Source organism: Nonomuraea sp. NPDC005692 (genome assembly GCF_040631115.1).
Lineage (GTDB): Bacteria > Actinomycetota > Actinomycetes > Streptosporangiales > Streptosporangiaceae > Nonomuraea.
Genome location: NZ_JBEXYU010000013.1, coordinates 108,178 through 121,754, shown reverse-complemented (window position 1 = coordinate 121,754; position 13,577 = coordinate 108,178). Strand labels below are relative to the sequence as shown.

Genomic DNA, 13,577 nt, shown 5'->3' with positions numbered 1-13,577 from the left:
GCCTCGCGGCCCAGGTCGATCACTGCAGGACGACCTGGGCCGCGGGGCTCACGCGTAAGCGCGCCCGGCTTCGTGCCCGGACCCGCCCGGCGAACTCGGCCCGGCGGGCTCGGCCTAGGCGTCGGAACGGCTCGGGCTCGGGCGTACGACGCCCAGGAAACGCGGCCGTTCCAGCGCGTCGAGCCGTACGGACTCGCCGCTGAAAGGCGCGTGCACGATCTGCGTCCCGTCCACCGCGAGCGCCACGTGCTCGGGACCGGGGGTGTCGACGTCGCTGTCGTAGAACACCAGGTCCCCGGGCTGGATCTCCTCCCGCGGTATCCGGATCCCGGACCGCCACTGCTCGTACGTCGTCGTCCCGATGGCCACGCCGGCCCGCGCCCACGCGTACTCGGTGAGGCCCGAGCAGTCGAATCCCCAGGTCCTGGCCCCCTTGCCGATACCGAAGCCGGGGCCGCCCGGACCGCCGCCGCCCCACGAGTACGGGACGCCGATCATCTCTATCGCCGCCCGCAGCGCGATCGAGCCCGCCGCCGACCGGACGGCCGGAGCCTGCGCGCGGCACCCGTGCGGCTGGCAGCCCACGGCGCCCTGCGCGGGAATCGAATGGGAAACGCACACAATGATGTGCGCCAATGCTGTTGCCAACAATCGCAGTAGTCCGTTCATGGCATATTCGGCACCCCCGCGTGACCGGCCGGGCCGTCGTTATGGCACGGCGTTTCAAGCGACTTCTCCCGATTACCTGCTCCGGGAGTATGGGGATAAAACAACCTGCCGTGCCCGACGAGTCACATTATTTCGGGCCATTTCGGGATGACTTTCGCCCGATCGACGGCCAAGGAATAAGTGCGGGTACTTGACTTTGGCTTAGCAAATTTTCCTTGCGGCCCACCGCAGTCCCACGAGATCGTTATTCGCGAAAATCCTGCCACTCGGGAGGCGGGAAATAAATGATGACGCGCACCGCTGCGCCGATTCCGATGAAAGGGAAGTAAAAATGATGCGTCGCATTCTCACCGGTGCAGCCATCGCCGGCGCGCTGTTCGGGTTCACGGCCACGAGCGCCTCGGCCGACGTCGGTCCCAACGCCTACAACGGTGGCAAGGCCATCCTGAGCCAGCTGTCCATCCTGGACGACCTGACGCTGGCCAACGACGTCCTCAACGACTCCGTCAAGTACATCGACGTCCTCACCGCCCTGCACCTCCAGGACATCGAGCTCAACGTCCTGGACGCCCAGAGCAACTACGGCGACAACAACTGAGACCGCTGATCGGCGGCGGCCCGTCCGCGCGCCCGTCAGGCTGATCTGAAGGCGTTCCGGCAGCCACGACCCCTCGTGGCGGCACCTTGCCGAACGCCCCCGGATCGGCCGCGGCGGGACGCGTGCGGGCCCCGCCGCGAGGACGGTCCGAAGCCGGCCCAGCCCTGCGTGCTGGGCCGGCTTCGTGCGTCTGCGGGGACCGGTGCAACTCTTCATTATTGGGCTGCAAATCGGTCATTTTCTCCTGAACATTACATAGCGAAACATACTTCGTGTAACCTGGTTTCGGGTTAATCGTCAGCGCGGCGAAGGAGCCGCGACCTCCTCAGGGCGGCCACCACGGCCGGGAGGAACTTGACGGTCATCCCACCGGCAACCCCCTGTCCATAGCTGTTGGGGGGTGCGCACGTCGTGAACGGTCTCGAAGAGCGGCTGCTCTATCAGGACGGGCAGCTCAGCATCACGCTGCGGGTCGCTCCCGGAGCCCCGGCCGTCGCACTGTCCGGGGAGGTCGACGTCACCAACAGCCCCGCGCTCGCCAGCACGCTGTCCGACTCGCGCGGGGGCAGCACGTACATCGTGGTCGACACCGGCGAGCTGACCTTCGTCGACCTGTCCGGGCTGCGGGTGCTGGCGATGCCCGCGCTGCCCCCGGACGAACGGTGGATCCGGCTGCACAACGTCACGCCGCACCTGCGACGTCTGCTGCGCATGATGGGCTGGTTCTACGCCCCGCGCCCGTACGACGTGCCGCTGTAGACCAGGGTCGCCGCCGACGTGCCGAGCCCGTGGGGGCCGGACAGCCGGAAGGCCGGCGGCCGGTGATGCCGGCGCAGGGACGGCTCGTCGTAGCGCAGACAGCCGCGGTGCCAGTTGAGAATGCCGGTCAGCCAGTGGCGGCAGTCGGCCAGGAACGCGTCGAGCGCCTGCCGCGCCGCGCAGTCGAGCCCGAGGTCGTCGCACAGGACCGGCAGCTCGTGCGCGGCGATGTGCTGGAACTGCTTCATCCGCGAGGTCAGCAGGTCGTTGACGATGCCCAGCGCGGCCGGGTAGTCGCAGTCGAAGAAGTTCTGGACCACCAGAAGGCAGTTGTGCAGCTCGCCCTCGAACTCGATCTCCTTCTGGTACGAGAAGATGTCGTTCATCAACATCCCGCAGTCCATGACCGCGTTCTCCAGCGCCCGCATCGGGCCGCTCTCGTACAGCGCCTCGGGCAGCGCGTGCGCGTGCCGCAGCCGGCACAGGCTCATCGTCAGCTCCGAGCCGAAGGTGAGCCGGCGCATCTCCAGGTAGTCCACCGGGTCGGGGATGTGCCCGGCCGCCTCGTTGCCCAGCTCCCAGAGCCAGCCCTCGCACATCGTCACGACCGACCGCCGCAGTTGCGCGCGGGCGCCGGCCGGCATCGGCCCCGCCGTACGCGCCCACAGGTCGGCCAGGCCGCGTTCGAGCGCGCTCACGGGCGGCGGCGCCGACGTGCCGTCCAGCGGCATGAACGCCGCGAGCCTGGACACCGTGACCTTGGCCGCCGCCAGGTTGCCCGACCGGCCGAAGACGACGGGGAAGTAGTCGTCGCCGTAGGTGCCCCAGCACAGCCAGTACGAGGCCAGGTCCAGTTCCTCGGGGGTGGCGTCGGGATGCAGGCCCGCCGCGCACAACGGCAGGTCGTAGTCGGCCAGCTTGTCGGCGTCCCAGACCGCCGAGCCCACGACGCCCGGCTGGGCCTCCAGCAGGCCCATGGACGCGCACCAGGTCACCGCGTTGCGCCGGGCCCGGTCGAGGTGGGGGGAGAGGCGCAGCTCGAAGGGCACGTACAGCTCGGGGATCTGCGAGGGGCCGACGCGCTGCCGCCCGGTGTGGGCGAAGTTGCGCAGGCGCTTGGCCCCCGTGGCGTCGATCAGCGACTTCGCGCCGAGCGGCCGGGCCGTCTTCGCGCCCTTGTTCATGTAGCGGCTCGACCGCAGGTGCCACTCGTGCCCGCCGGACTGCCAGTCCTGCAGCCCTTTGACGTAGGCGAGCACGTCCATCGCCGACAGCGGATCGACGGCGTGCTCGACGAAGAGCGGGCCCAGCTCGGCCAGCGCGGTGTGCTCGAACTGCTGCATGCGCGAGGTGAGCAGGTCGTTGACGGCGTCGGCGGCCTCCTGCGTCGTGCACCCGAGGAACGTCTCCAGCACCAGCACGCCGTTGCTCAGCTCGCCCTCGTCCCTGACCTCGCGCTCGTAGGAGAACAGGTCGTTGCGCAGGTGCACGGCGTCGGAGAAGCTGTCCTTCAGCACCCGCAGCGGCCTGGTGCCGGCCAGCCGCGCGGGGATCTCGGCCCCCACCGCGTGCTCGACCAGCCCCGCCGACCACGGCGCGCCGCCCACCTTGCGGCGCATCTCGATGTACTCGACCGGGTTGGCGATCCGGCCCTCGTTGATGTTGGACAGCTCCCAGATCGACTCGTTGAGCAGGTGGCGGGTGCTCTCGGCGAAGCGCCGCCGCCAGTCGGCCGACATGCCCGGCACCGTACGCAGCCACAGGTCGGCCAGGCCCGCCTCGACCGGGTTGGCCGGCTCCGGCATGGACAGGTCAGCGCCCATCGGCATGAACCGGGGCAGCCGGTCGAGGTGCCGCTTGCCGCCCCGGATGTCACCGGAGCGCTTGAAGACCTCGAGGAAGTGGTCGTCGAAGAAGAACACCCAGACGTACCAGTCGGTGATCAGGCACAGCTCGGCGCCGTCGCAGTCGGGATGGGTGTAGGCGCACATCAGGGAGTAGTCGTGGCCGTCGAGGTCGGCCTCCTCCCAGACGCCCGATCCCTCCAGCATGCCCATGTCGCGCGCCCACTGCTTGGCGTGCGTACGGGCCTCCTCCAGGTGCGGGTTGAGCCGCGCCGGGTACGGCATGTAGAAGTCGGGCAGTTCGAACGGCTGAGCCATCAGCTCGCGACCTCCACGTCCTCCAGCGCCCCGAGCGCGTCGGGCACCAGGACCGCGCACGAGTAGTAGGCGCTGACCAGGTACGACATGACGGCCTTCGGGTCGATGCCGGTGAGCTTCACGCTGAGCCCCGGCTCCCGCTCGTCGGGCACGCCGGTCTGGAACAGGCCCACGACGCCCTGGTCCTTCTCGCCGGTGCGCATGCACAGGATCGAGGTGGTGCCCGCCCGGCTGATCGGGATCTTGTCGCACGGCAGGATGGGCACCCCCCGCCACGACTGCACGGGCACGCCCTCGATCTCGACGGTGTCGGGATAGACGCCCCTCGCGCTGCACTGCCGGCCGAAGGCCGCGATGGCCCGCGGGTGGGCCAGGAAGAACCGCGACTTCTTGCGCCGGCTGACCAGGTCGTCCAGGTCGTCGGGGGTGGGCGGCCCGGTCAGCGTGCGGATGCGCTGGCTCGGGTCGACGTTGTGCAGCAGGCCGAAGTCGCGGTTGTTGACCAGCTCGCGTTCCTGCGACTCGCGCACCGCCTGCACGGTGAGCCTGAGCTGCTGCTCGGTCTGGTCCATCGGGTCGCCGAACAGGTCCGCGACCCGGGTGTGCACGCGCAGCACGGTCTGCGACACGCTCAGCTCGTACTCGCGCGGGCCCGGGTCGTAGTCGACGAACGTGCCCGGCAGCGTGTGCTCGCCCCGGTGGCCGGCCGACAGCTCGATGGCCGCCTCGCCGTGCTTGGTCTGGAGGGCCGCCCGCCGGGCGCGGTGGCGTTCGAGCCGGTCGCGCAGGGCGGGCGTGCTCTCGGCCAGCGCGCGCAGCTCCTCCCACGGCAGGGCCAGCACCGTGCACCTGGTGCCGGCCTCCAGCGTGTCGTGCCGTACGGCCCGCTCGCCCGGCGGTTCCGTCCCGGCGTGGTCGCCCTCGCCGAGGGTGCCGAGCACCAGGCGGTTGCCGTAGTCGCCCGGCTGGAACCGGGTGACCCGGCCGTCGGCGACCAGGATGATCTCGTCAGCCGGCCGTCCGGCCCGCGCGATCGTGTCGCCGCGGGCGTACTCCCGCTGCTCGAACAGCCCGGCGAGGGTGTCGAGCAGGCGGTCGTCGTCGAGCCCGTGGAGCGGCGGCAGCTCGGTCAGGCTCGGCGGCACCACCCGCACCCGGGCGCCGGTGCGCGAGAAGCTCACCCGGCCACCGCCGACCATGTAGGTGAGCCGCCGGTTCACCCGATAGGTGCCGGCGGTGTCCACCCACGGAAGCATCCGCAGCAACCAGCGGGAGGAGATCTCCTGCATCTGCGGAGGCGTCTTGGTCGTCGTGGCGAGCTTCCGCGCCGCGGCGGTATCCAGGCTCAGCCGCTGATCCGACTCCGTCAACACAAACACCACCAATTCTTGGACCGGACGGACGAAGGGGCTGCTAGCCGTTCCTGCCGAGCTCGACGTCCTCCAGGACGCCGAGCGCGTCGGGCACCAGGACGGCGGCCGAGTAGTAGGCGCTGACCAGGTAGGAGATGATCGCCTTCTCGTTGATGTTCATGAAGCGCACCGACAGGCTGGGCTGGTACTCGTCGGGGATGCCGGTCTGGTGCAGGCCGACGACGCCCTGGTTCTCCTGGCCCGTCCGCATGAGCAGGAACGACGTGGTGCGCTTGCCCGTGACCGGGATCTTGCTGCACGGGAAGATCGGCACGCCCCGCCAGGCCGGGATGCGGTGGCCGTTGACCTCGCTGGCCTGCGGGTAGAGGCCGCGCTTGCTGCACTCCCTGCCGAACGCGGCGATGGCCTGCGGGTGCGCGAGGAAGAAGGCCGGCTCCTTCCAGACCACGGCCAGCAGGTCGTCGAGGTCGTCGGGCGTCGGCGGGCCGGAACGGGTGCGGATGCGCTGGCTGAAGTCGGCGTTGTGCAGCAGGCCGAACTCCCGGTTGTTGATCAGCTCGTGCTCCTGGCGCTCGCGCAGGGCCTCGATCGTGAGGCGGAGCTGCTGGTCGAGCTGGCTCATCGGCTGGTTGTACAGGTCGGAGACCCGGCTGTGCACCCGCAGGACCGTCTGGGCGACGCTCAGCTCGTACTCGCGGGGGGACTGCTCGTAGTCCACGAACGTGCCGGGCAGCGCGACCTCGCCGGAGTGGCCGGAGGACATGTCGATCGCGGCCTCGCCGTAGGCGTTCTGGGCGTGGTCGCCGGAGGCGCGCCAGTTCTGGATGTGCTCGCGCAGCGCCGGGGACTGCTCGGCGAGCTGCTCGAAGGTCTGCCTGGACAGGGTGAGCACGGTGGTGTGCGTCTTGGCCGTGGCGGTGAAGTCGTACGTGCCGCCGCCGGTCAGCGCCTGCTCGCCGAGGTGGTCGCCGTCGGCCAGGACGCCGAGGTTCTGCTCGTCGCCGTAGGCGCCCTGCCCGACCTTGCCGACCCGGCCGTGGGCGATCAGCACGAGCTGGTCGGCCGGGTCGTCCTCCCTGACGATGGCCTCGCCGGGCTCGACCTCGCGCTGCTGGAAGCGGTCGGCCAGCGCTTCGAGCACGTCCATGTCGTCGAAGCCGCGCAGCATGGGCAGCTCGGTCAGCTCGGCCGGGATGACCCGCACGTCGGAGCCGGTCGTGGAGAAGGTGATGCGCCCGTCGCCGAGCGTGTACGTCAGGCGCCTGTTGACCCGGAACACGCCACCCGAGCACTGCACCCACGGCAGCAGTCGCAGCAGCCACCTGGAGGTGATCTCCTGCATCTGCGGCGGTGTCTTGGTGGTGGTCGCGAGCTGTTTGGCGGCCTCGGTACTGAGGCTGAGCTGCCCGTTGCCGTTCAAGGGCGCGCTGGAGTCGGTGGTTTCTGTCATGGTGCACCGCCAATCTCGGTGTGGGGTCTAGCCGGGGTTGCGGGAGGAACGGAGTTCCAGGGGGAGGGAGAAGGTGAGCGTCTCCTCGGTCACGGTCACGGGCTCCACGTCGGTGTAGCCGTGGCCGGCGAGCCAGCCGAGCAGGTCGTCGACCAGCACGTCGGGAACGGACGCGCCGGAGCTGACCCCGACCGTCCCAACCCCGCCGAGCCATCGCGGGTCGGCGTCGGCGGCGCGGTCGACCAGGTGGGCGGCGGGGGCGCCGGCGTGCAGCGCGACCTCGACCAGCCGCCGGGAGTTGGAGGAGTTGGCCGAGCCGACGACGATGACCAGGTCGCAGCGGGGGGCGATGCTGGTGATCGCCTCCTGGCGGTTCTGGCTGGCGTAACAGATGTCGTCGCTCGGCGGGTCGGCCAGCTGGGGGAACCGGTCGCGCAGCTCGGCGACGGCGCCCATGGTCTCGTCGACCGAGAGGGTGGTCTGCGACAGCCAGGTCATGTGCGCCGCGCCGCTCGCGGTGACCTCGTGGGGCCTGGCCGGATCGACGACGTGGATGCGGTCGGGCGCCTCGCCGAGGGTGCCCTCGACCTCCTCGTGCTCGGCGTGGCCGATGAGCACGATCTCGTGGCCGGCCTCGGCCAGCCGCACCGCCTCCTTGTGCACCTTGGTGACCAGGGGGCAGGTGGCGTCGATCGTGCGCAGGCCGCGGCCCCCGGCCTCCTGCCGGACCGCGGGGGAGACGCCGTGGGCCGAGAAGATCACCAGCGCGCCGTCCGGCACCTCGTCGAGCTCGTCGACGAAGACCGCCCCGCGCTCGGTGAGGTCGGCCACCACGAACGTGTTGTGCACGATCTGCTTGCGCACGTAGACCGGTGGCCCGAAGCGCCGCAGCGCCTCCTCCACGGAGAAGATGGCCCGTTCGACGCCCGCGCAGTAACCGCGCGGGGCCGCGAGCAGTACGCGTCCCATCGGAGAGCCCCCTACTTGGTACGGTGCGCGAGCTGGTCGGCCAGGACGGACAGCGCGCTGCCGGCCTCGGGCCCGATCGGCGCCCGTGCCAGGGCGGCCGTGGCCTCGCCCACGCGTTCGTCGATCATCGACTCGACCTGGTCGAGCGCGCCGGTGTCGATGAGGATGGTGCGCAGCCCGGCGGCCTGCTCCTCGGTGAGAGCCGGGTTGCCGTGCCAGGCGCGCAGGTGGCCGAGCTGCGCGGGCGAGGCGTGCGCCATGGCGTGCGCGATCATCACCGTGTGCTTGCCCTCGCGCAGGTCGTCGAGCGCCGACTTGCCGGTCTCGGCCGCCGAGCCGAACGTGCCCAGCACGTCGTCGCGCAGCTGGAACGCCTCGCCGAGCGGCACGCCGAACCGGGAGAAGGCGTCGAGCAGCTCGGGCGAGGCGCCGGCCAGGGCGCCGCCGATCTGCAGCGGCCGCTCGACGGTGTACTTGGCCGTCTTGTAGCGGATCACCGTGAGCGCCTCCGTCACGCTCGCGCCGGCGCGGAGCTGGGCGAGGATGTCGAGGTACTGGCCGCTGATGACCTCGGTGCGCATGGCGTCGAAGAGGTGGTGCGCGGCGCGCAGGCGGACGGGCTCGACGCCGCACGACGACAGCAGGGTGTCGGACCAGGCCAGGCTGAGCGTGCCGAGCAGGATGCCGCCCGCGTGCCCGAACGCCTCCGCGGACGGGCCGTCGTGGAGGTCGGCGAGGTTGCGGTGAATGGTCGCCCGGCCCCGGCGCAGCTCGCTGCCGTCCATGATGTCGTCGTGGATGAGCAGCCCGGCGTGGCACAGCTCCAGGGCCGCCGCGGCGCTGACGATCTCGTCGCAGTCGGCGCCGCCCGCGCCCCGCCAGCCCCAATAGCACAGCAGCGGGCGGATACGTTTGCCGCCGCCGAGGATGAACTCGGTCAGCAACCGGTAGGCCGTCTGCACGTCGGGATCGGAGACGGGCGCCTGCCACGTCTCGAGGAAGTCGGCGAGGCGTCGCTCGATCCGCGATCCGAGGTAGTGCTGAGTGAAGCTCACCGGCATCCGCTCGGCTCCTTCTGGTCGGGACGCACTACCAATAGTTACTACTTGAATACAGAGCGTGTAAAGTGTCTTGGGCCTTTCAACTATTCTTTTGGCTCACCGCAACACCGTCAGGGGATGTCATGACGACCCTGTTGCCGTACGTTTCCACTCCCCAAGACCTGCGCGCCCTGCCCGCCGAGCTGCTGCCCGGCCTCGCCCGCGAGATCCGCGACTTCCTGGTCGAGAAGGTGAGCGCCCGCGGCGGGCACCTCGGCTCCAACCTCGGCGTCGTCGAGCTCACGATCGCCCTCCACCGCGTGTTCGACTCGCCCGGCGACGCCATCGTCTTCGACACCGGGCACCAGGCGTACGTCCACAAGATCCTCACCGGGCGGCGCGACTCCTTCGACGCCCTGCGCTGCCGCGGCGGCCTCAGCGGCTACCCGAGCCGGGAGGAGTCCGTGCACGACCACGTCGACAACTCCCACGCCTCCACCGCGCTCGCCTACGCCGACGGCCTGGCCAAGGCGCGGCTGCTGACCGGCGACGCGGACCGGGCCGTGGTCGCCGTGGTCGGCGACGGCGCGCTCACCGGCGGGATGGCCTGGGAGGCGCTCAACAACCTGGGCGCCGGCCGCCACCGGCCGGTCGTCGTCGTGCTCAACGACAACGGCCGCTCCTACGCCCCCACCCACGGCGGCATCGCCGACCACCTAGCCCGCCTGCGCACGGCCGCCGACGTGACCGTCTTCGAGCAGCTCGGCCTGCGCTACCTGGGCCCGGTCGACGGCCACGACATCGCCGCGCTCGAAGCGGCCCTGCGGGCCGCCCGCGAGCTGCGCGCCCCCGTCGTGGTCCACTGCCTCACCCGCAAGGGCCGCGGCTACGACCCGGCCGAGCGCGACCACGACGAGCACCTGCACGCGATCCCGGCCACCGACCCGGCCACCGGCCGCCCCCTCACCGCCGGGCCCGCCACCTGGACCGACGCGTTCGCCCGCCACCTGTGCGTGCTCGGCGAGCGCCGCGACGACCTGGTGGCCGTCACCGCCGCGATGCCGGGGCCGACCGGGCTGGCCTGCTTCGGGCGGCGTTTCCCGGGCCGCATGTTCGATGTCGGCATCGCCGAGCAGCAGGCCCTGGCCTCGGCGGCGGGCCTGGCCATGGCGGGCCTGCACCCCGTGGTCGCGGTCTACGCGACGTTCCTGGGGCGCGCCCTCGACCAGGTGCTGATGGACGTCGCCCTGCACCGGCTGCCGGTGACGCTCGTGCTCGACCGGGCCGGGCTCACCGGCCCAGACGGGCCCAGCCATCACGGCATGTGGGACCTGGCGGCGCTGGCCATGGTGCCCGGCATGCGGGTGGCCGCGCCGCGCGACGCCCGCCGGCTGTGCGAGCTGCTGGAGGAGGCGGTCGAGCACCCAGGGCCCACCGCGCTGCGCTTCCCCAAGGCGGTCGCCGGTCCCGAGCTCCCGCGCGTGGGGCGGGTCGGCGACGCCGACGTTCTCTTCGCGGGCGGCCCCGACGTGCTGCTGGTGGCGGTCGGGCCGATGGCCGGGCCGTGCCTGGGCGCGGCGGCCATGTTGTCGGCCGCCGGGATCGGCGTGACCGTGGTCGATCCCCGCTGGGTGATCCCGGTCCCGGCCGGTCTGCGCGGGCCGGCCGGTGCCGCCCGGCTGGTGGTGACCGTCGAGGACGGCCTGGCCGCCTGCGGGGCCGGCGCCCTGCTCCGGCAGGAGTGCGGGCCCCGGCAGCACATCGTCAACCTCGGCCTGCCGCGCGAGTTCGTCGCGCACGGGAGCCGGGCCGGGTTGCTCGCCGAGGCCGGGCTCACCGGCCAGGGCATCGCGCACACCGTTCGAAGGGAGCTGGACAGGTGGCCGCTGTAGATCTCGGACTGCCGGTGCGACATCGGGCGCGCAGGGCGTCCAGGCAGGTCATGGTGGGTTCCGTGCCGGTGGGGGGCGACGCGCCCGTCTCGGTGCAGTCGATGACGACGACGGTGACGGCCGACGTCAACGCCACGTTGCAGCAGATCGCCGAGCTGACGGCGGCGGGCTGTCAGATCGTCCGCGTCGCGGTGCCGACCCAGGACGACGCCGACGCGCTGCCGGAGATCGCGCGGAAGTCGCAGATCCCGGTCGTCGCCGACATCCACTTCCAGCCGCGCTACGTCTTCGCCGCCATCGAGGCGGGGTGCGCGGCGGTCCGGGTCAATCCCGGGAACATCAAGAAGTTCGATGACAAGGTGGGCGAGATCGCGCGGGCCGCGTCCGGCGCGGGGGTGTCCGTCCGCATCGGGGTCAACGCCGGCTCGCTCGACCCCCGGCTGCTGGCCAAGCACGGTAGGGCCACGCCGGCCGCGCTGGTGGAGTCGGCGCTGTGGGAGTGCTCGTTGTTCGAGGAGCACGGCTTCCGCGACATCAAGCTCTCCGTCAAGCACCACGACCCGCAGGTGATGACGGCCGCCTACCGGATGCTGGCCCGTAGCTGCGACTACCCGCTGCACCTCGGCGTCACCGAGGCCGGGCCGCTCATGCAGGGCACGATCAAGTCGGCGGTGGCGTTCGGGATCCTGCTCGACGAGGGCATCGGCGACACGATCCGCGTCTCGCTGTCGGCGCCTCCGGTGGAGGAGGTCAAGGTCGGGATCGGGATCCTGGAGTCGCTGGGGCTGCGGCGGCGGAGGCTGGAGATCGTCTCCTGCCCGTCGTGCGGGCGGGCCCAGGTGGATGTGTACGGGCTGGCCGAACGGGTGACCGCGGCGCTCGACGGGTTCCCCCACCCGCTGCGGGTGGCGGTGATGGGCTGCGTGGTCAACGGGCCGGGCGAGGCCAGGGAGGCGGACCTGGGGGTGGCCTCGGGCAACGGCAAGGGGCAGATCTTCGTCAGGGGCGAGGTGGTCCGCACCGTCCCCGAGTCGCGGATCGTGGAGACGCTGGTCGAGGAGGCCCTGCGGCTGGCCGGGGAGGCGTCCTGACGGGCGCGGGGAACGCATTGGCCAGGCGATGTCCCTGACGGAGGAGTGGGACATCGCCCGGCCGCGCGGTCCAGGTCGTGAGGGGGTATCTCCGCCCTGGACGTCTAGGGGATCAGACGCGCTGCCAGAGAGCCGGCACGTTCGGCGGCTCCCAGCCGGGCTGGGCGGTGTGCCCCTGGAGGCAGCGGTAGGTCGAGCCGCCGTACGTCACCGTGGAGCCGGCCGTGTACGTCGTGCCCGCGGCCCACGTGCCGCCCGGGACGGTCGTGGTGACCGTCGGCGTGCTGGTCGGGCCGGGGCCGCCGCCCTGGGTGGCGAGGGTCAGGCCGTAGGTGGACAGGATCTCGTTGACCGGCTGGAAGTACGTCGTGCCGCCGGAGCTGCAGTTGCCCGAGCCGCCCGACGTCACGCCCTGGGCCTGGTCGCCGGAGATGAACGAGCCGCCGGAGTCGCCGGGCTCGGCGCAGACGTTGGTCCGCGTCACGCCGGAGACGGTGCCCTCCTGGTAGGTGACGCTGGCGTTGAGCTGCTGGACCGAGCCGCAGTGGTAGCCGGTGGTCGATCCGGCGCGGCAGACGGCCGAACCCACCTGGGCCACGGTCGAGCCGCGTACGGGCAGGATGCCGGCGCTGTAGCCGTACACCACGCCGGTCGGGGTCCACTGGCCGTTGACCTCGACCCAGGAGTAGTCGTTGCCCGGGAAGGACGAGCCGCGGAACGTGCCCATGGCGACCCGGTTGGAGCCGGACGTGCTGGACCCGGCGTTGCCGCAGTGGCCGGCACTGACGAAGCCGCCCTGCGAGCCGGCCTTGGTGACCGAGAAGCCGACGGAGCAGCGGGTGCCGGAGCCGATGTAGTAGGCGTCGCCGCCGCGGACGTCGTAGAACAGCGTGGGCTTCTCGGCCGAGCGCACGACCTGGACGGCGGAGGTGTCCGCGCCGCTGGCCTTCACCCAGGCGGCGGCCTTGGCGGGGCTGGAGCTGAGGACGACGACGGAGTTGCTGACGACGTCCACGTACCAGACGGGGGCGGTCTTCGGGGCCTTGGCCGACGCGGCGTCGAGCCTGGCCTTGACCTGGTCGAGGCTGCCCAGCGAGCGGGCGACCACGCGGGCCTGCACACCGGCCTTGGCGATGGCGGCCACCTGCGCCGGGTCGGTGGTGGCGGTGATCGGGGTGGAGGTGGGGCCGGTCACCCAGGAGCCGGCGTAGGAGGCGCCTAACTGGGCGCGCAGGGTGGGTTCGAGTCCGGCCGCCGCGGCCTCGTTGACCAGGCGGGCCTCGGCCTGCTGGCCGGTGATGCCGAGGTCCCGGCTCATGGCGTCGACCAGGCCCTGCGGGGGGTCGGCGACGGCTTCGGCGTTGGTGCGGGCGATGGAGTAGGGGGTCTCGTCCTGGGCCGTGGCGCCCTTCGCCGCGAAGGCCAGGGCCGGGACGCTGATCATGGTGACGGCGATCGCGATGCCCGCCGTCACGGTCTTCCTGGGGAGCATGTGCACGTCTCCTCGCGTACAGGGGGGTGTCTGCACGGTACGAGCCCGAATACGAGGAGTGGTCGTCTCAAAACACCCCTAT

11 protein-coding genes are annotated in these 13,577 nt (G+C 71.4%); 4 read left to right on the top strand and 7 right to left on the bottom strand.

Annotation, left to right across the window (positions count from 1 at the left end):
* Positions 1-114: 114 nt before the first annotated feature.
* Positions 115-585, bottom strand: coding sequence for a C40 family peptidase (locus ABZ459_RS26280; protein ID WP_357975200.1), 471 nt, complete (start codon positions 583-585; stop codon positions 115-117).
* A 415-nt stretch (positions 586-1,000) separates the two neighbouring features.
* Between ABZ459_RS26280 and ABZ459_RS26275 the strand changes: the two genes are divergently transcribed.
* Both ABZ459_RS26275 and ABZ459_RS26270 read left to right on the top strand, forming a co-directional pair.
* Positions 1,001-1,267 (top strand): hypothetical protein, encoded by a 267-nt coding sequence (locus tag ABZ459_RS26275; RefSeq protein WP_352322994.1) that lies wholly within the window; start codon positions 1,001-1,003, stop codon positions 1,265-1,267.
* 411 nt (positions 1,268-1,678) lie between these two features.
* Positions 1,679-2,026: an STAS domain-containing protein gene (locus ABZ459_RS26270; protein ID WP_357975197.1), complete on the top strand. Its 348-nt coding sequence runs from the start codon at positions 1,679-1,681 to the stop codon at positions 2,024-2,026.
* On the opposite strand, the gene ABZ459_RS26265 is transcribed toward ABZ459_RS26270, so the two are convergent.
* Genes ABZ459_RS26265 through ABZ459_RS26245 form a run of 5 tightly spaced genes read right to left on the bottom strand, consistent with a single transcriptional unit; the run spans position 1,993 to position 9,035 of the window.
* Positions 1,993-4,188: a terpene synthase family protein gene (locus ABZ459_RS26265; RefSeq protein ID WP_357975194.1), complete on the bottom strand. Its 2,196-nt coding sequence runs from the start codon at positions 4,186-4,188 to the stop codon at positions 1,993-1,995. The two genes, ABZ459_RS26270 and ABZ459_RS26265, sit on opposite strands and share 34 nt — an antisense overlap.
* On the bottom strand, positions 4,188-5,558 hold the full coding sequence (locus tag ABZ459_RS26260) for a family 2B encapsulin nanocompartment shell protein (protein WP_357975191.1): 1,371 nt from the start codon (positions 5,556-5,558) through the stop codon (positions 4,188-4,190). The genes ABZ459_RS26265 and ABZ459_RS26260 overlap by 1 nt, the downstream gene beginning before the upstream one ends.
* A 43-nt stretch (positions 5,559-5,601) precedes the next feature.
* Complete coding sequence (locus ABZ459_RS26255) at positions 5,602-7,011, bottom strand: family 2B encapsulin nanocompartment shell protein (protein WP_357975188.1); 1,410 nt, start codon at positions 7,009-7,011, stop codon at positions 5,602-5,604.
* A gap of 27 nt (positions 7,012-7,038) precedes the next feature.
* On the bottom strand, positions 7,039-7,980 hold the full coding sequence (locus ABZ459_RS26250) for a 4-hydroxy-3-methylbut-2-enyl diphosphate reductase (RefSeq protein WP_357975185.1): 942 nt from the start codon (positions 7,978-7,980) through the stop codon (positions 7,039-7,041).
* Positions 7,981-7,991: 11 nt separating this feature from the next.
* Complete coding sequence (locus ABZ459_RS26245; protein ID WP_357975182.1) at positions 7,992-9,035, bottom strand: polyprenyl synthetase family protein; 1,044 nt, start codon at positions 9,033-9,035, stop codon at positions 7,992-7,994.
* A gap of 128 nt (positions 9,036-9,163) precedes the next feature.
* On the opposite strand from ABZ459_RS26245, the gene ABZ459_RS26240 reads away from it, so the two are divergent.
* Both ABZ459_RS26240 and ispG read left to right on the top strand, forming a co-directional pair.
* The gene (locus ABZ459_RS26240; RefSeq protein WP_357975178.1) at positions 9,164-10,912 is read left to right on the top strand and encodes a 1-deoxy-D-xylulose-5-phosphate synthase; all 1,749 of its coding nucleotides are present in this window, start codon (positions 9,164-9,166) and stop codon (positions 10,910-10,912) included.
* Positions 10,900-12,003: a flavodoxin-dependent (E)-4-hydroxy-3-methylbut-2-enyl-diphosphate synthase gene (gene ispG / locus ABZ459_RS26235; protein ID WP_357975175.1), complete on the top strand. Its 1,104-nt coding sequence runs from the start codon at positions 10,900-10,902 to the stop codon at positions 12,001-12,003. Before ABZ459_RS26240 ends, ispG begins: the two co-directional genes overlap by 13 nt.
* A 112-nt stretch (positions 12,004-12,115) precedes the next feature.
* Here the strand turns inward: ispG and ABZ459_RS26230 are convergent, their stop codons facing one another.
* A complete protein-coding gene (locus ABZ459_RS26230) occupies positions 12,116-13,495 on the bottom strand; it encodes a carbohydrate-binding protein (protein WP_357975172.1) in 1,380 nt (459 codons plus the stop codon).
* Between the last annotated feature and the right edge of the window lie 82 nt (positions 13,496-13,577).

What these genes read in the sequence shown, in the direction of transcription:
- ABZ459_RS26230 (WP_357975172.1), bottom strand. Translation starts at nt 13,495, where the DNA reads ATGCTCCCCAGGAAGACCGTGACGGCGGGCATCGCGATCGCCGTCACC.
- ABZ459_RS26275 (WP_352322994.1), top strand. Translation starts at nt 1,001, where the DNA reads ATGATGCGTCGCATTCTCACCGGTGCAGCCATCGCCGGCGCGCTGTTC.
- ABZ459_RS26240 (WP_357975178.1), top strand. Translation starts at nt 9,164, where the DNA reads ATGACGACCCTGTTGCCGTACGTTTCCACTCCCCAAGACCTGCGCGCC.
- ABZ459_RS26265 (WP_357975194.1), bottom strand. Translation starts at nt 4,188, where the DNA reads ATGGCTCAGCCGTTCGAACTGCCCGACTTCTACATGCCGTACCCGGCG.
- ABZ459_RS26255 (WP_357975188.1), bottom strand. Translation starts at nt 7,011, where the DNA reads ATGACAGAAACCACCGACTCCAGCGCGCCCTTGAACGGCAACGGGCAG.
- ABZ459_RS26250 (WP_357975185.1), bottom strand. Translation starts at nt 7,980, where the DNA reads ATGGGACGCGTACTGCTCGCGGCCCCGCGCGGTTACTGCGCGGGCGTC.